The following is a 17,061-nucleotide window of genomic DNA, read 5'->3' on the forward strand; positions in this document are numbered from 1 at the left end:
AACACCGTGCACATCCATTCCGTGACTCCGGAATCGGCCAGTCGGCAACGTGAGTTCGAGCAGGACTACCTGACCCGGCTGCGGGCGGCCGGAGTGGCCTGCGAGCGCGCCGGATGGTCGGGCATCCTCGTCCCGCACAACCTCCACGAGGTCGACCCCTGGCTGATCGCCGGCCAGCTCGGCGCCGCCACCGAGGCCCTGGTCCCGCTCGTCGCCGTCCAGCCCTCCTCGCTGCCGCCCCACACCGCCGCCGCGATGGCCGCGGCCTACGCGACGCTGTACGGGCGCCCGCTGCACTTCAACCTGGTGGCCGGCGCCCGGGACGACGAGCTGCGCCGCACCGGCGACCGGCTCGACCACGACGAGCGGTACGAGCGGATGCGCGAGTACGGGCTGGTCCTGCGTGCGCTGCTGCGCGGCGAGGAGGTCGACACCGAGGGCCGCTTCTACTCCTACCGCCGGTTCCGGCTGGAGCCGCGGCCCGAGGTCCTGTCCCGGTGCAAGCTGTTCGTCGCCGGCTCCTCACCGGCCAGCATCGCCGTGGCCAGGGACGTCGCGGACGTGGTGGTCACCCACCCGGCCCGCTTCCCGGAGTGGGAGGAGACCTTCCTGAAGCCGCTGCTGGCCGGCGGCTACACGGGCGAGCTCGGGATCCGGATCGGCATCGTCGCCGCCCAGGCCCGGGAGGACGCCTGGGCGACGGCCGGGGAGCGGTTCCCCGAGACCTGGCAGGGCCGGCAGGAGACGCTGCTCAAGACCGTCTCCCAGAACTCCTGGTCGCGGCGACTGGCCGTCGACGCCGTGGCCGAGGCCGCCGGGGGGAAGGAGCCGGACGAGGAGCCGGACGTGTACTGGCTGGGCGCCTTCCGCAGCGGCCACGCCAGCGCGCCGTTCCTGGTCGGCAGTCACGAGGACGTCGGCGCCCGGCTCGCCGAGTACCTGCGCGCCGGGGTCGGACACGTCCTGCTCAACGGCAGCTACGAGGACGACCACGCGGACATCAACCGGGCCCTGCTCGCCGCCCGGCGGTCGGCCGGGATCTGAGGCGGTCCCGTCGGCCGGGGCCTGCGGCGGTTCCGTCGGCCCGTGCGGCTCCGGCGCCGGGCCGGCTCCCGGGGCGGGCCCGACCGGGCCGCGTCCCACTGTCGATCCACGGAGGGGTGGAGGAAATGAGTCCTGTCGCGCGGAGCGGTCCGCTCACCGAACAGCAGGAACGCTGGTGGCTGCGGCTCTACTGGCGGGAGAAGGGGGACATCGACAACGCCTGGTCGAAGCAGTGGGACCTCCCGGCGGGCATCTCCGTCGCGACGGCCACGGCGGCGCTGACGACCCTGGTGGAGCGGCACGAGGTGCTCCGGACGGCGTTCGGGCTCGGACCGGACAACCTGCCGTTCCAACTGGTCTTCGAGGCCGGGGGATTCCGGCTGCCGCTGAGCGTCGCCGAGCTGGACACCCTGGCCGAGTACGGCGAGGTGGGCGGGATCCACCCGCTCGTCGGCGGCTCGATGTACACCCGGCCGCCGTGGTCGGTGCGGCTGTTCGTCGAGGACGACGAAGTCCGGGTGCTCGGCCTCGTGTTCGAGCACATCGTCCTCGACGGCTCCGGGGTGCGGAACCTCCGGGAACAGTTCCTGGCGCTCTGCGCGGGCACCGCCGAGAACCTGCGGATCACCCACCCGCTCGACCGGGCGGCCAAGGAGCGCCGGATCCCCCGGACCCCGGAGAGCCGGGCGCGGTACAGCCCGGACCCCAGGGCGACGGCCCCCCGGCTGCTGGTACCGGCCACCGTGAAGGAGGAGATCCCGGAGCCGCGGTTCCTGATGACCTCGGTGCGCTACGAGGGACTCCTGCCCGTCATGGACCGGATCTGCCGGGACCGCGGCGTCTCCCGGGCCATGGTCCTGATGCACGCCGTCGGCTGGCTGATCTCCCGCTACTCGGACATCCCCCGGATCTTGGTCGTCAACGCGATCGGCCTCCGGCTCCCCAGTGACGACAGCGTCGACCTCGTCGCCAAGGCGCTGGAGATCATGGTGGACCTCGACGAGGGCCGGACCCTGGCGGAGTCCCTGACCGCGGTCTCCGCCGGGTGCCTGCGCGCCTACACCGAGGAACTGCGGCTCGGTATCCGGGACCACGACACCCGGCTGCGGCTGGAGAAGGAACGCGGCATCGGATCCGTCCGGGGCCTGTACTTCAACTACCAGGGGCCCTCGGAGCCGGACACCCCGCGGTCGGACCGGACCCCCGACCCGGCGGTCGAGGTAACCCGCGGCGACGAATGGCGCTCCGGCGAGGAACCCTGGAGCTACGCCACCTGGATCTACGTCGACGACAGCACGGTGGCCGTCGACTTCGACGTCGACGTGGTGATGCTCCCGGCCGACGTCGTCCACCGGATGGCCGACCTGCTGCCGGAGTTCGTCCGACTGGTCGCCGAACAGCCGGACACCACCCTCGCCGCCGCCCGCGCCCTGCTCCCGCCGGACTACGCGCGGACGACCGAGGCCCGGTTGGTGCGGGGGAGCTGGGTCCACCTCGACACCGTCGCCGAGGTGGTCGCCGGCTGCCCCGGGGTGCTCGCGGCCGAGGTGTCCGAGGAGGACGACACGATCGTGGCGCGGGTGTCGCTCGACGGCCCGGCCTGCCTGTTCGACGTGCACGAGTTCGTGCTCTCCCGGCTCCACCTGGAGGGAGACCTGATCGCGCCCCACCGCTACCGCCTCGCCGAGGGCTCCGCGAGCCGCGCCACCGGCCCCGGCCTCCCCGACCTGGCGCCCGGCGCCGACTGGCGGCCCGCCGACGGCACCCCGGTACTCGGCCCGACCACCGAACCCGAACGCGAACTGGCCGCCGCCCTGCGGGAGACCCACGACCTCGCGTCGGTCAACCTGGCCCACACCTACGCGGAGGCCGGCGGCCGCGCCGTCCTCGCCCCCGCCCTGGTCGAGACCCTGCGCCGACGGGGCCTCGAAGGTCTGCGGCTCGCGCACTTCGCCACCGCGCACACCCTGCGGGCGGTGGCCCGGGACCTGATCCGCGGGACACCCGGCCACGCGCCCTGACCCCGGCCGGGCCACGCCGGCCGACGCGCCCCGGTGGCCCGGCGCACCAGGTGCGCCGGGCCACCGGGCGGGTGCCTCAGCGGTCGTGCAGCGCCCACCGGCCGCTCTCGACCCGGACCGTGTCCGTGCCCGGCAGGGCGATCAGCTCGGGCTTGAACAGCGGCGGCGCGTCCATCGCCGGCTCCCAGGTCGCCAGCCGCTCGTCCTGGGGGACCTCGATCCGCCGGTTCGCGGCCAGGTCGGCGACCACCTTCAGCAGCAGCCGCACCCCGAGCGGCGCCAGATGGTCCCGCCACAGGGTCTGCGGGGTCGAGCCCGGCGGCACCAGCAGGTGTTCCTGGGCGGCGAGCGGCCCGCCGTCCGTGCGCTCGGTGAGGTGGTAGACGCTGCCTCCGGTCACCTTGTCGCCGTCCCGGACCGTCCACCGGATCGCGTCCCGGCCCCGGTGCAGCGGCAGCAGGCTCGGGTGGTAGCCGATGGTCGCGACCGCGGCCCGGGCCCGGGTCCGCCGGCCGAGGAAGGCGTGCGAGTGCGCGGCGAGGATGATGTCCACCCCGTCCGGGACGTGCATCGCCCGCAGTTCCGCCGAGTCCGTCCACGGGACGTCCCGGTGGTACGCCCAGGAGCGCAGCCGGTCCCAGGACATCGCGTCGCTCTCGTCGGACTTCCCCCTGCGGAGCCGGGGGGCGGCCGCGCCGACGATCTTGTGTCCCTCGTCCCTCAGGGCCTCCGCGACCTGGACCGCGAACGCCCCCTGTCCTGACATGTAGATGTTCATCCGCACTCCTGCGCTCACTGGTCGGAGGGTGGCCGGCGTCAGGCGTCGGCGGCCTTCAGTCCGGAGGGGTCGGGGGTGAAGCGCACCGGCATCGTGGAGAACCCGGTCAGGAAGTTCGACCGGATCCGCAGCGCCTCCTCGGTCTGCTCGAAGCCGGTGCTGAAGTCCCGCAGGGCGTTGAGCAGTTCGGCGATCTCCACCTTGGCCAGGTACGAGCCGACACAGAAGTGCGGACCGTAGCCGAAGGCCATGTGCTTGTTGGGCGCGCGGCCGAGGTCGAACACCCCGGGCCGGTCGAAGACCCGCTCGTCCCGGTTCCCGGACGCGTGCCACAGGGTGACGATCTCGCCCGGCCGCAGCCGGACGCCGTGCAGTTCGGTCTCCCGCTCGACGCTGCGCCCGAAGTGCATGGTGGGCGAGGCCCAGCGCAGCACCTCGTCCACCGCCGTCCCGACGGCGACCTCGCCGTGCTTGAACCGCCGCCACTCGCCCGGCCGGGCCGCCAGGGTGTGGAGGCAGTCGATCATCGTCAGCCGACTGGTCTCGTCGCCCCCGATGATCAGGCTGTAGCAGTTGAGCACCACGTCCTCGTCGGACAGCGGGACGCCGTCGATCGAGCTCGCGAGCAGCATGCTGATCACGTCCTCGCCCGGCGACTCGCGGCGCTCCTCGACGACGTCCATGAAGTACATCAGGATCTCGTTGCGGGCCATCTCCGAGTCGACCGCGTCGACGTCCTCGTCCTCCGCGGAGAGTGCCGTCTTCGTCAGGCTCAGCAGGTAGTCCCGGTCCTCCTCGGGCACCCCGAGCAGGCTGGAGATGGTGGTCATCGGGATCCGGCTCGCGATCTCCTCGGCGAACTCGCAGCCGCCCGCCTCGACCGCCTCCCGGATCCACTGCCGGGTGTTGGCCCGGACGGTCAGGGCGACCTCGTCGAGCACCCGCGGCGACAGCACCCGTTGGAGGATCTTGCGCAGTTCGTGGTGCCGGTGGCCGTCGGTGACGGCCAGCATCCGGCCGGCCGCCGCGTCGCCGCCCTCCAGCAGCGTGACGAGCACATTGCCGCGCTCCGACGTGAAGTTCACGTTGTCGCGGTAGGTGGTGATGATGTCCTCGTGCCGGGACAGCACCCAGAACCCCCGCCGGCCGTCCACGGGCGGGTTCCAGTGCAGCGGCGCGGCGTCGCGCAACTGCCGCCAGTACCCGTCCAGGTCGGCGCGGCGGTCGGCGAAGGTGGCGGGGTCGCCGAGGTCCAGGGCGTCCACGGCCGGGACCGGTGCGGAGGCGCTCATGGTCACCAGTCCGTGCGCCAGAACCGGCGGTGCCGGAACGGGTAGGTGGGCAGCGGCACCCGGCGCCCGGACTCCTCCCGGTGCAGCGCGCCGAAGTCCACCTGCCGGCCGCCCACCCAGGCGGCGGCCAGCTCGGCCAGCGCCCGGGCGTCGTCGCCGGCCGGGACCAGTCCGTGGTCGGTCCGCCCGAACCCGTCCGGGTCGGCCGGCGCGGCGGTGGCCGTGGCGGTGGCGGCGGCCGGGGCGTCGCCGGAGAGCGCCGCGATCAGCTCCTCGCGGCTGCGCACCACCGCCGCCCAGCGGCGGGCCATCACCTTGCGGCCGAGGTTGAGGCTGAAGCAGACGTCGTCCAGCCGGAGTTCCGGGTCGGCCTCCAGCCGGGCCAGGAGCCGTGCGCGCTGCTGGGCCAGCGCCTCGTCGTCCAGGGCGGACAGGGTGGCGAGCCGGGGCCGGCCGGCCGGTTCGGGTGCGCGCCGGTCGGTCTCGGGCGCCTCCTCCAGCAGCAGGTGGGCGTTGTAGCCGCCGCCGCCGATCGAGGTGATCCCGGCCCGGCGGACGCCGGCCCCCGGGTCCCAGGCGGCGGTCTCCAGCTGCGGCACGAAGGGGGTACCGGGGAAGTCGAGGTCCGGGTTGACCTCGGTCAGGTTGATCGTGGCCGGGAGTGTCCGGTGGTACAGCGCCAGCGCGGCCTTCATCGCGCCGAACCCGCCCGACACCACGCCGCCGTGGCCCACGTTGCCCTTGACGCCGCCGATCGAGGTGGTCCCGGTCTGCTTGCCGAAGGCCATGCTCGCCGCGTGCACTTCGAGTTCGTCGGTCATCGGCAGGCCGAGGCCGTTGGCCTCGTACATCGACACCGTCCCCGGGTCGACGCCGCCGACCTGCATCGCGGCGGCGATGCAGGCGCTCAGCCGCTCGGGCTGGGCCAGGCCGTACGCCATCGCGCTGACCCCGTTGTTGTTGACCGCCGAGCCCTTGACCACCGCGTAGACGTGGTCCCGATCGGCGACGGCGCGGTCCAGCGGCTTCAGCAGCAGGGTGACGACGCCGCTGGACAGCGCGGTGCCGGTGCCGTTGGCGTCGAAGGGGCGGCAGTGGCCGTCCTTCGACAGGACCCGGTTCTCCTCCCACAGGTGGCCGCGCGGATGCGGCAGCCGGACCATCGAGCCGCCCGCGATCGCCATGTCCGTCTGGCCGAGCAGCAGCGACTGGCAGGCCAGGTGCACCGCGTAGTGGAAGCCGGCGCAGACGGCCGCGACCGTGACGGCCTCGCCGGTGAGTCCGAGGTAGTACAGCGCGTTGGAGGTCATGGTGTCCGGCGACCAGGCCAGGCTGGCCTCGATCGCCTCCGGGCCGACCGACACCCGGTCCGGCGGGGAGCTGTAGAGCGCGGCGGTCTGCGGGTTGTTGGCGCCGTACATGCCGATCTCGGCGGTGAGCCGGTCCGGGTCGTAGCCGCCGTCCTCCAGCGCCTCCCAGGCGCTCTCCAGGTAGAGCCGGTTCTCCGGGGTCATCGCGGCCGCCATCCGGTCGCTGATGCCGAACACCGACGGGTCGAACTGGTCGTAGCTGTCGAGCACACCGCAGGCCCGGACGTAGAACGGGCTGTGGATCAGGGTCTCGTCGACGTGGATGTCGTCCTTGGCCAGGAAGGAGACGGACTCCCGGCCGTGGACGAGGTTGTCCCAGAACTCCTCCTTGGTCCGGGCGCCGGGGGCCCGCAGGGACATGCCGATGATGGCCACGTCACCCGGGTCGTAGTCCTGCTCTGGGCTGTCGGTCATGGGGAACGCTCCTGCTTCGGTCGAAGGTGGTGACTCGGCGGCCGGTGCGGTGCGGTGCGGTGGCCGGGGCGGCGCGGGGCCGGGTACGGCCCGGCGTCCGGCGGGGGGCGTCGTCCGGCGGGGCTCAGCGGCCGGTGCCGCCCCGGCCGCGCAGGGCGGCCCGGCGGGCGTCGGCGCGCTGGCGGGCCGACTGGACCACCTCGGGGGTGGCGCCGCTGTCGTCGTCGAGCCAGCGGGCGAGGGAGGCGATGTCGCGGAAGCTGAACAGGTCGGGCACCCGGACGCGGCGGTCGAAGCGGCGGGTCATCAGCCGGGCCAGGCGGACCAGCAGCAGGGAGTCGCCGCCCAGGTCGTAGAAGGCGGCCTGGACGTCGATGCCCGCCGGGTCGAGGTCGAGCAGCTCGCCCCAGATCTCCGCCAGGGCGGTCTCGGTCGGCGTGCTCGGCGCCGTCCGGGTCCCGTCGGCGGCGGCGCCGGCCGGCGCCGGGGGCTCGGGGAGCGCGTCGCGGTCGAGCTTCCCGCCCGGACCCAGCGGCAGGGCGGGGAGGACCACCAGGGTCGCGGGCACCATGTAGTCGGGGAGTCCGGCGGCGAGGCGGGCGGTGACGGCGCTCTGGAGCGCGGCGTCCAGCCGGGGGCCGGCCGGGGTGGTGGCGGCGTCCGGCGCGGTGGCGTCCGGCGCGCTGGCGTCCGGTGCCGGAACGGTGCCCGTGGGCACGACGTAGCCGACGAGCCGGTTGCCCCGGACCACGACCGCGGCCTCCCGTACCTCGGGGCAGCCGGTCAGCCGGGCCTCGACCTCCTCCAGCTCGATCCGGTAGCCGCGCAGCTTGACCTGGTGGTCGGTGCGGCCGAGGAAGCGCAGCTCGCCGTCCGCGGTGAACCGCACCAGGTCCCCAGTGCGGTACATCCGCTCGCCGTCCAGGAACGGGTCCGGCAGGAAGCGCTCCGCCGTGGTGCGCGGCCGGTTGACGTACCCGTGCGCGAGGCCGACACCGCCGAGGAACAGCTCGCCGGGCTCCCCGTCCGGGACCCGCCGCAGCTCCTGGTCCAGCACGTACACCCGGGCCGTGGTCGTCGGCGGGCCGATGGTCGGCTCGTCCGTCCCCCCGTCGGGCACCGGCCCGAACGAGCAGAACACCGTCCCCTCGGTGGGGCCGTACGCGTTGAACACCCGCTCGGCGCCGGTCTCCCGGTACGCCCGGTCCACCAGCTTGCGGCGCAGCGCCTCGCCGCCGAACACGATGGAGCGCACGTTCGGCGGCAGCGCGCCCGCGTCGAGCAGCCCGTTCATGACCGACGGGACCATGTTCAGATGGGTGATCCGGTCGGCGTGGCGGCTCTCCGGCAGGTGCACGGCGCTCTCGACCAGGACGAGGGACCCGCCCCGGCAGAGCGCGTTGAAGATCTCCATCACCGACATGTCGAAGCAGACCGAGCTGGCCGCCGCGACACCGCTCAGGTCGCAGCCCTCCAGGACCCGGTCCATCTCGGCGAGCATCGCCACGCAGCCCGCGTGCCGGACGGCCACGCCCTTGGGAGTGCCGGTGGAGCCCGAGGTGTAGATGATGTACGCGGTGTCCTCGGGCACGACGGCCGAGGGCGCGTCACCGGGCTCGGTGGTGACGCTCTCCCCGAGCACGACCACGGTCGGTCCGGCCGGGCAGCCCGCCCGGGACGCCGGGGTGGTGAGCAGCAGCCGGGTGCCGCTGTCCCGGACCATGAACGCCAGCCGCTCGGCGGGGTAGTTCGGGTCCAGCGGCAGGTAGCAGGAGCCGGCCCGCAGGACGGCCAGGATCGCCACCAGCAGTTCGGGGGTGCGTTCGACGCAGATGCCGACCGGGACGCCCGGGCCGGCGCCGTCGGCCACCAGCCGTTCGGCCAACTCCTGCGAACGGCGGTTGAGTTCTCCGTAGGTCAGGACTCCGGCATCGGAGTAGACGGCGGTCGCGTCGGGGTTCTTGACCGCTTGCGCGACAAACTCGGAGTGCAGGGTTTCGGTCACCGGTCCGTCTCCTCCGGGAGGCCGCTCGGCGCGATGTCGCCGAGGGCCAGGTCGGGTCGATCGATCGAGTCGAAGAGCACAGTGCGGTACAGCGCGAGCAGGTCGGTCACGGTCCGCCTCTCCAGGTAGCTCGGTTTGAACTGGACGTGGCCGGCCACCTCGCCGTCGATGTCGGCCATCGAGATCTCCAGGTCGAACTTGGCGAGGTGCCTGCGCACCTGGAGCGGTTCGAGCGGGAGGGCGCCGTCCGGCGCGAGCGTGTCGCCGACGCCGTGGAAGAGCTTCACCGAGCGCGGGAACGCCTCCGAGGAGAGCCAGTTGACCACCACGTCGAACCACGGGGAGCGGCCCTCGGCGCGCGGCGGCTTGAGCTGGGCCGCCAGCAGGTCGAGCGGGTAGTTCATGTGCTCCAGCAGGCCGAGCGAGAACGCGTGGACCTCGCGCAGCAGGTCGCGGAAGCTTCGCCCGGCGGCGGGGTTCGCCCGGACCAGCACCGTGTTGAGGTAGTAGCCGACGGCGGACTCCCAGCCGGGCTCCGAGCGTTGGGCGATCGCGGTGGCCAGCACCGAGTCCTCCGTCCCGACCGCCCGGTTGAGCGTGGCGAAGAATCCGGCCAGCACGACCGTGCTCACCGAGACGCCCTCGCGCACCGCGAACTCCCGCAGCCGGCGGGTCTCTTCGGCGCTCCAGCGGAAGGCGAGGTCGCGGCCCTCGTAGGTGACGCCCGGCGGCCGTTCCCGGTCCGACAGGTCCACCCGGGCCGGCGGGTCGGCCAGCCTCGCCGACCACCAGTCGAGGGCCGCGTCCGCGGCCGGACCGGCCAGCCACTGCCGTTCCCAGGCCACGAACTCCGTGTACGGGGCGGCGGGTGCCCGTCCGGCCGGGTCGGCGCCCTGGTAGAACTCCTGGATCTCGCGGATCATGACATCGGCCGAGGCCGCGTCCGAGGCGATGTGGTGGACCAGTACCAGCAGGAAGTGGTCCGCCGGGCCGCGCCGCAGCAGGACGACCCGCACCAGCGGCCCGTGGTCCAGGTCCAGCGGCCGGTGCCCGTGCCGGGCCAGTTCCTCGCGGGCCTGCTCGTCGTCGAGGCCGGAGGTGTCCGCGACCACGAACTCGTACACCGGCTCGTCCAGGACGACCTGGTAGGGGCTGCCGCCCGCCTCGACGAAGAGGGTGCGCAGGGCGGGGTGGCGGTCCAGCACGGCCCGGACGGCGCGCTCCAGCGCCTCCTCGTCGACGGAGGTCCGGATCCGGGCGGTCACCATGAAGTTGTAGGGCACGGCGTCCGGCGCGACCATCTGCATGAACCACAGCGCGGCCTGGCCGTGCGAGGCCGGTGCGAGGGTGAGGCCGAGGCCGTCGGCGCGCAGTTGCTCCAGGGGCGGCGCGTCGGTGGCCTCCAGCAGGCCGCGGGCGTCGAGTTCCTCCACCAACTCCTCGGCGTCGAGGGTGGACAGGCCGTCGAGGAAGGACGGTTCGGGGGCCGGTGCGGGAGCGGGCGTGGGCGAAGGCGCGGGGACGGCGGCGGGTGCGAAGGCCGGTGCGAGGGCCGGTGCGGGTGCGCCGCCGACGAGGCCGGCGAAGTGGGCGACCACCTCGGCGATCGAGCGGCCGTCCAGGAACACCACCGGCGACACCCGGTGCCCGAACAGCGACTGCATCCGGTTGACCAGGCGGATCGCCAGCATCGAGTCCAGGCCGAAGTCGCGCAGCCCGGCGTCCGCGTCGAACCGGCTCACCGGCACCCCCAGCGCGTCGGCGAGTTCGGCCAGCACCACCTCGTCCACCGGCCGGGGCGCGGCCGTGACCTCCGGCGCGGGCGCGGGTGCTGCCACCGGGGCCGGGTACGCGGCGGCTTCCGTGCCCGCGGTGACGGCCGCGGGCCCGCCGACGCCCGGGATCGACGCGGGCGCCCGGTGGGTGTCGGTGTCGATCCAGTACCGGTCCTTCTGCCACTGGACCAGCGGCGTCTCCACCACCTCGACGTCGTCGGCGAAGAGCGCGTCGAAGGTCAGCGGGACGCCCCGGACGTGCAGCGAGGCGGCGGCGCCCAGCAGGCAGCGGACGTCGCTCTCCTCGCGCCGCAGGGAGTTGACGGCGTGCACCTGGACGCCCCGGGTCAGCGCGATCTCCTCGACCGCTCCGCGCAGCGTCTCGTGCGGGCCGATCTCGACGAAGGCGCCGATCCCCTGGTCGACCAGCGCGCCGATCGTCTCCGCGAACCGGACCTGGTTGCGCAGGTTGCGCACCCAGTAGTCGACGTCGGCGACCGGGTTCACCGCGCCCGCCACGGCCGTCGAGTGGAAGTCGATGCCGGGCTCCAGCGGGGTGATGCCGTCGATCCGCTCCCGCAGCGGTCGGACCAGCGGGTCCATGCCGGGGCTGTGCACCGGCCGCTCGACCCGGATCCGGCGCACCGGGACGCCGTCCCGCTTCAGGTCCGCCTCCAGCGCGTCCACGGCCTCGGGCGATCCCGAAACCGCCGCGCTGGTGGGGCTGTTGACCACCGCGACGGCCGCGTGCGCGGCGTACGGGGCGAGCCGGGGCAGCAGCTCCGCCTCCGGCAGGTCGACCGAGATCATGGCGCCCGCGGCGGCCTCGTGCTCCAGCAGGTGCGAGCGGGCGACCACCACCCGGGCGGCGTCCTCCAGCGACAGCGCGCCGGCGACGCAGGCGGCCGCGACCTCGCCCAGGCTGTGCCCGACCACGGCCGCCGGCCGGACGCCGAGCCCGATCCAGACCCGCGCCAGCGAGACCTGGAGGGCGAAGAGCACCGGCTGCTGGAGGTCCATCTCCTCGTACCTGGCCGACTCGGCCGGGGCGGCCAGCAGTTCGAGCACCGAGGTGCCGCCGGCCGCGCGCACCGCGTCGTCGCAGGCCCGCATCGAGTCGCGGAACCCGGCGTGGTGGCGCAGCAGTTCGCGGCCCATGCCGACCCACTGGGTGCCGCCGCCGGAGAACACCAGCGCCACCCGGCGATCGGCGCCGCCGGACACGGTGCCGGTGACGAGGTCGGGATGCGGCTGTCCGGCGGCGACCCGGGCGAGTCCGCCCAGGACGTCCTGGCGGGAGCGGGCGAGCAGCGCGATCCGGTGGTTGTGGTGACTGCGCCGGGCGGTGAGTGTGTAGGCGAGGTCGGAGACCCGCAGGGCGGTGTTCCGCTCGACGTGGCTGGAGAGTTCGCGGCAGGTGTCGGCGAGCGCGCCCGCCGTCCGGGCCGAGACGGTGACGAGGTGCGGCAGCTCGGCGGCCGTCCTCGTTGTTGCCGCTGTCGCCGCCGTTGCCGCCGTCGGCGCGGCTTCGCCCCGGCTCGGCGCGACGTGCCGCCCCCGGTCGCCGGCGAGGAACGGATGGGCCGCGACCGGCAGTCCGGCGGCGAACAGGGCGCCGAGCGAGCCGAGCAGGGTCGCGCCCTCGTCGGCCCCCCGGCGCATCGAGGGCAGCGTGGTCGCGGGCAGGATCTCCGACGCCGACTTGAGCAGCAGGGGGTGCGGCCCGAGCTCGACCACCGCGTCGACGCGGTGCTCGCGCAGCTTCAGCAGCGCGTCGACCACCCGGATCTCCTGGCGAAGGTTGGCCGCCCAGTAGTCCGGCCCGAGCTCCGCGCCGTCGACGTGTTCGCCGGTGACCGTCGAGATCATCGGGACCCGGGCGGTCCGGGGCCGGAGGCCGGCGAGTTCCGCCTTCAGCGGGGCGAGGACGTGGTCGACCAGCGGCGAGTGCGGCGCGTGGCCCATCCGCACCCGGTGGTTGGTGACGTCGGCCTCCGTCAGCCGCCCGACGAGCTCGTCGATCTCCTGCGGAGTGCCGGTCACCAGGGTGGAGTTCAGTCCGTTGAAGCCGGAGAGGGTGAGCCCGCCGGTCAGGTACGGCCGGACCTCGTCGGCGGGTGTCATCACCACGATGCCCTCGCCCCGGCCCACGGCCAACTGCTGGAGGAGGCGGCCGTGGTGGGCGGCGAGCAGGGAGGCGTCGTCGAAGTCGAGGGCGCCGGCGACGTAGGAGGCGGCGAACTCGCCGACGCTCTGGCCGAGGACGACGTCCGGTTCCACGCCCAGCGAGCGCCAGACCTCGGCCTGCGCCACCTGGAGCGAGAACAGCAGCGGCTGGAAGACGTCCATGTCGTCCAGTCGGCCGTCGGCGGCGAGCAGGTGCTCGACCGGGGAGAAGCCCAGCAGCTCCCGCAACCGCCGGTCGGACTTCATCATCGACCGGCGGAACACCGGGGAACCGGCGAGGAGTTGGCGGCCCATGCCGACCCACTGCGAGCCGTTGCCGGAGAACAGGAACGCCACTCGGGGCGGACGCTCGGCCCGCTCCCCGACCGGTTGGCCGGTGCTCAGCCCCGCGGCGGGCACGCCGCTCGCGAACGCGTCCAGCTGGGTGCGGAGTTCGGCCATGTCGCGGGCGGCCGCCGCGAGCCGGAACGGGCCGTCGCCCGCCGGGCGGCGACAGAGCTCGCGCAGGTCGGTCCCGTCCCGCAGCGCGCGGGCCCGCTCGGCCAGCGCCTCCGCGGAGTCGGCGGCCAGCAGGAGCAGGGACGCCTCGGGGCGAGGCAGTTCCTCGACCGCGACATGGCAGATCGCGCCGCCGAAGCCGAACGAGCTGACACCGCCCCGGCGGGCGTCGGAGCGCCGGGGCCACGGCGTCAACCGGTCCTGGACGGTGAGGTTGTACTCGTCGAACATGATCTGCGGGTTCGGCGCGCTGTAGTGCAGGCTCGGCGGCAGCACCCCGTTGCGCACCGACATCGCCAGCTTGACCAGGCCGACGATGCCGGCCGCCGCCTCCAGGTGCCCGACGTTGGACTTCACCGAGCCGAGCCGCAGCGGCTCCGCGCGGTCGGCGCCGCCGAGGACGGCGCCGATGGCGTTGGCCTCGATCGGGTCGCCGAGCGGCGTCGCCGAGCCGTGCGCCTCGATGTAGTCCACCAGTTGCGGGTCGATGCCGGCCCGCCGGTACGCGGTGCGGAGCATCTTCTCCTGCGCCTGCGGGTTGGGCGCGGTCATGCCGTTGCTCAGACCGTCGTTGTTGGAGGAACTGCCCTTGATCAGGCAGTACACCGGCAGGTCGCGCTCCAGCGCCACGCTCAGCGGGGCCAGCACCACGACCCCGGCGCCCTCGCCGCGGACGTAGCCGTTGGCGCGGGCGTCGAAGGACTTGCAGCGGCCGTCCGGGGCGAGCGCCCCCATCGCGTCCATGGCGGTGTAGTAGTCGGAGACGAAGCTCAGGTTCACGCCGCCGGCCAGCACCAGGTCGCTCTCGCCCAGTTGGATCGACTGGCACCCGACGTGCACCGAGACCAGCGAGCCGGCGCAGGCGGCGTCGATGGCCATGCTCGGGCCCTGGAGGCCGAGGACGTAGGAGACACGGTTGGCGATGATGCCGTCGTGCATGCCGGTCGCGGTGTGCGGGGTGATCTGGGCGTCGGGGCCCCGGTAGTGCGCCAGCGCCGCGTAGTCGCCCCAGCAGGAGGCCATGAACACGCCGGTGTCACTGCCGACCAGGCTGTTCGGCGCGATCCCCGCGTCCTCCAGGGCCTCCCAGCACAGCTCCAGGACGAGCCGCTGCTGCGGGTCCATCTGCACGGCCTCGCGGGGCGAGATGCCGAAGAACAGCGGGTCGAACTGGTCGATGCCGTCGATGAATCCGCCCCAGCGCACGCGGTCGTTCAGCAGCGCCCGGCGCGCTGCCGGTACCGGTCCGACGGCGTCGCCCCCCTCGACCAGCAGCTGCCAGAACCCGGCCGGGTCCGCGCCGCCGGGGAAGCGGCAGCCGATGCCCACGACGGCGACCGGCTCGTTCGGGGCGGTCCGCCGGCCGGGGCCGGGGCCGGTCGCGGGCTCGGCCGCCGCCGGGCCGTCGACCAGCGCACGGGCCAGTCCGTCGACGGTCGGGTGCTGCCACATCAGGGTGGCCGGGACGCGCCGGCCGAGGAATTCGGACAGCGCGGCCGCGAGGGCCACCGACTGCGCCGACTCCAGGCCGTACTGGTGCATCGGGGCCCGGCGGTCGACGGTGTGCGCGGGGACGTTCAGCAGCTCGGCGAACCGGGACAGCAGGAAATCGGTGACGCTGGCTAGGTCTCGCGCTGCGCGCTCTTGAGGCATGGCGACTCCCTCGGCAGGGCGGGGTGGCGGGGTGGGGGTGTGCGGCGTCCGGGGTGCGGCGTCCGGGTGTGCGGTCCGGGTGCGGAGTCAGCGAGGGCCGGGCGGGGGGCGGTCGGCCGGCCCCATGATCGACATGGGCATGACATGGGTCTTTCCGTGACCGGGCAACGCTGCTCCTCCCGTGGCAAGAAGAAAGGCTCGAAAGCGCCGGACCGCGTGGCTCGGCCGCGCGTTCCGGGCACGAAGGCGTTTCGAGGTTGCTCGATGGATCCGCACATCAGCGGCCTGCGACGGGCCGATCGTCCCCTTGTCAGCCCTGGGGCGCAAGGAGTGCACCGATGACAGGATTGCGTACAACGCGAGTCGGGCGTCGAGGTGGCTGGATTTGATCGACAAAGTGTCCGATTCGATCTCCTGGATTCGGACGTCACGCTCAGGTACCATCCGTGTACAAGTGGACTGGACAGTCGTCGAGTGGGCAATGCAAGCTGGCCCCATGGCAGTTGACGCGTTACAGGTACCGCCGGACCACACTCCGGGCGTTCCGGAGGGGCTGTTCCCGCAGCTCCGCCCCGCTCGGGCGGCCGCCCGCCACGACGACGCCGGGAGCCCCGCATGACCGACCTCGCCGTCAAATCGGCGGTCCGCCCCGGTCTCGCGCTCGGGGTACTGGCCGGCGCCCTCGCCCTGGACGTCAGCGGCCTCGGCGTGCTCAACGCCGCCCTCCCGGCGGTGGGGGAGCGGTTCGATCTGGCCGACACCACCCTCCAGTGGGTCATGACCGCCTACGCCGTCACCTTCGCCGGCTTCCTGCTCGTGGGTGGCCGACTGGCCGATGTACTTGGCCGGCGGCGGGTGTTCGAGGCCGGCGTCGCCCTGTTCACGGTGTCCGCGCTGGTCGGCGCGGCCGCGCCGAGCACCGGCGTCCTGCTGGGCGCGCGCGCCGCCCAGGGCATCGGCGCCGCCCTGTCGGGACCGGCCGCCCTGGCCCTGCTCACCGAGACCTTCCCGGCCGGTCCGGCGCGCAACCGGGCCTTCAGCGTGTACGCGGCCGTCGGCGCCGCGAGCTTCAGCGGCGGAGTGATGCTCGGCGGCATCCTCACCCAGTTCTGGGGCTGGCGCTCGGTGTTGTGGTTCTCCGTCCTCCTCGGCCTCGCCGTCCTCGCCGCGACCCGGGCCGGCCTGCCCGACAGCGCCGGCCACAGCGGCCGGCTGGACCTGCCCGGCGCGATCACCGGAACCGTCGGCCTCACCCTGCTGGTCGTCGGCGTCAGCAGCGACGGCGCCGCGGTCTGGGTCCTGCTCGCCGCCGCCGTGCTCGCCCTGGCCCTGTTCGTCGTGCGCGAGAGCCGCACCGCCGACCCGGCCCTCCCGCTCGGCCTCTTCCGGCTGGCCCCGGTCCGGGCCGCGAGCCTCGCGGCGTTCCTCCAGTACATGGGCTCGGTCGGGATGCTGTTCTTCGCGCCCCTCTACCTCCAGGGGATGCTGGACTACTCGCCGTTCGAGTCCGGGCTCGCCCTGGTGCCCATGTCGGCGGCCGTCTTCCTCACCGCCAACTTCGCCACCGGCCGCCTCCTCGCCCGCTGGACCCCGCACACCCTGATGGCGGTCGGCCTGGTCCTGATCGGTGTCGGCACCGGCCTCTGGATGACCACCCCGCTCGACGGCGGCTACGTCCAGTACGTCCTGCCGGGCCTGGTGCTCAGCGGCATCGGCCAGGGCCTCAACTTCCCCTCGATGACCTCCGCCGCCCTCTCCGGCGTCCCCGCCGAACAGCACGCCGTCGCCGGCGCGGTCAACGTCGTCACCCAGCAGATCGGCGCCAGCGCCGGCGTGGCCGTCCTGGTCCTGGTCGCCGGCACCCGCGACGACCACCTCGCCGGCTACCACCTCGCCTACCTCACCGCCGCCCTCGCCTGCCTCGCGGGCGCCGCCCTCATCGCCCTCCGCCGCCGGGCCTGACGCCCCGGGCCGGTGGTCGGCGGGTGTTCGGCCGGCCGCGCGGTCCGTCCGGCGGCCGGGGC

Annotated in this window: 8 protein-coding genes; 3 read left to right on the top strand and 5 right to left on the bottom strand. The window is 73.9% G+C overall.

The genetic code is table 11. The annotated features are described in order from the left end of the window. Positions 1–21 precede the first annotated feature (21 nt). Together ACIQ9P_RS25950 and ACIQ9P_RS25955 are read left to right on the top strand one after the other, a co-directional pair. Positions 22–1,044, top strand: a complete 1,023-nt coding sequence (locus ACIQ9P_RS25950) for an LLM class flavin-dependent oxidoreductase (RefSeq protein WP_402360672.1) — start codon at positions 22–24, stop codon at positions 1,042–1,044. Between the two features lie 125 nt (positions 1,045–1,169). After that, positions 1,170–3,065, top strand: a complete 1,896-nt coding sequence (locus ACIQ9P_RS25955) for a hypothetical protein (RefSeq protein WP_402360675.1) — start codon at positions 1,170–1,172, stop codon at positions 3,063–3,065. 76 nt (positions 3,066–3,141) lie between these two features. On the opposite strand, the gene ACIQ9P_RS25960 is transcribed toward ACIQ9P_RS25955, so the two are convergent. The 5 genes from ACIQ9P_RS25960 to ACIQ9P_RS25980 form a co-directional block, all read right to left on the bottom strand. Beyond that, complete coding sequence (locus tag ACIQ9P_RS25960; RefSeq protein WP_402360678.1) at positions 3,142–3,861, bottom strand: formyltransferase family protein; 720 nt, start codon at positions 3,859–3,861, stop codon at positions 3,142–3,144. A gap of 20 nt (positions 3,862–3,881) precedes the next feature. Further along, positions 3,882–5,135: a cytochrome P450 gene (locus ACIQ9P_RS25965; protein ID WP_402360681.1), complete on the bottom strand. Its 1,254-nt coding sequence runs from the start codon at positions 5,133–5,135 to the stop codon at positions 3,882–3,884. Positions 5,136–5,137: 2 nt separating this feature from the next. After that, a complete protein-coding gene (locus ACIQ9P_RS25970) occupies positions 5,138–6,919 on the bottom strand; it encodes a beta-ketoacyl synthase N-terminal-like domain-containing protein (RefSeq protein ID WP_402360684.1) in 1,782 nt (593 codons plus the stop codon). A 124-nt stretch (positions 6,920–7,043) separates the two neighbouring features. Further along, positions 7,044–8,924, bottom strand: coding sequence for an amino acid adenylation domain-containing protein (locus tag ACIQ9P_RS25975; protein ID WP_402360687.1), 1,881 nt, complete (start codon positions 8,922–8,924; stop codon positions 7,044–7,046). Beyond that, the gene (locus tag ACIQ9P_RS25980) at positions 8,921–15,037 is read right to left on the bottom strand and encodes an acyltransferase domain-containing protein (protein WP_402360690.1); all 6,117 of its coding nucleotides are present in this window, start codon (positions 15,035–15,037) and stop codon (positions 8,921–8,923) included. The genes ACIQ9P_RS25975 and ACIQ9P_RS25980 overlap by 4 nt, the downstream gene beginning before the upstream one ends. A gap of 615 nt (positions 15,038–15,652) precedes the next feature. On the opposite strand from ACIQ9P_RS25980, the gene ACIQ9P_RS25985 reads away from it, so the two are divergent. Then, on the top strand, positions 15,653–16,999 hold the full coding sequence (locus ACIQ9P_RS25985) for an MFS transporter (RefSeq protein WP_402360693.1): 1,347 nt from the start codon (positions 15,653–15,655) through the stop codon (positions 16,997–16,999). Positions 17,000–17,061: the final 62 nt, after the last annotated feature.

Origin of the sequence: Kitasatospora sp. NPDC094019, from assembly GCF_044764505.1 — a bacterium.
Classification (GTDB): Bacteria; Actinomycetota; Actinomycetes; order Streptomycetales; family Streptomycetaceae; genus Kitasatospora.

Coding starts and splice junctions, on each gene's coding strand:
- ACIQ9P_RS25955 (WP_402360675.1), top strand. CDS start 1,170: ATGAGTCCTGTCGCGCGGAGCGGTCCGCTCACCGAACAGCAGGAACGC.
- ACIQ9P_RS25965 (WP_402360681.1), bottom strand. CDS start 5,135: ATGAGCGCCTCCGCACCGGTCCCGGCCGTGGACGCCCTGGACCTCGGC.
- ACIQ9P_RS25970 (WP_402360684.1), bottom strand. CDS start 6,919: ATGACCGACAGCCCAGAGCAGGACTACGACCCGGGTGACGTGGCCATC.
- ACIQ9P_RS25980 (WP_402360690.1), bottom strand. CDS start 15,037: ATGCCTCAAGAGCGCGCAGCGCGAGACCTAGCCAGCGTCACCGATTTC.
- ACIQ9P_RS25985 (WP_402360693.1), top strand. CDS start 15,653: ATGACCGACCTCGCCGTCAAATCGGCGGTCCGCCCCGGTCTCGCGCTC.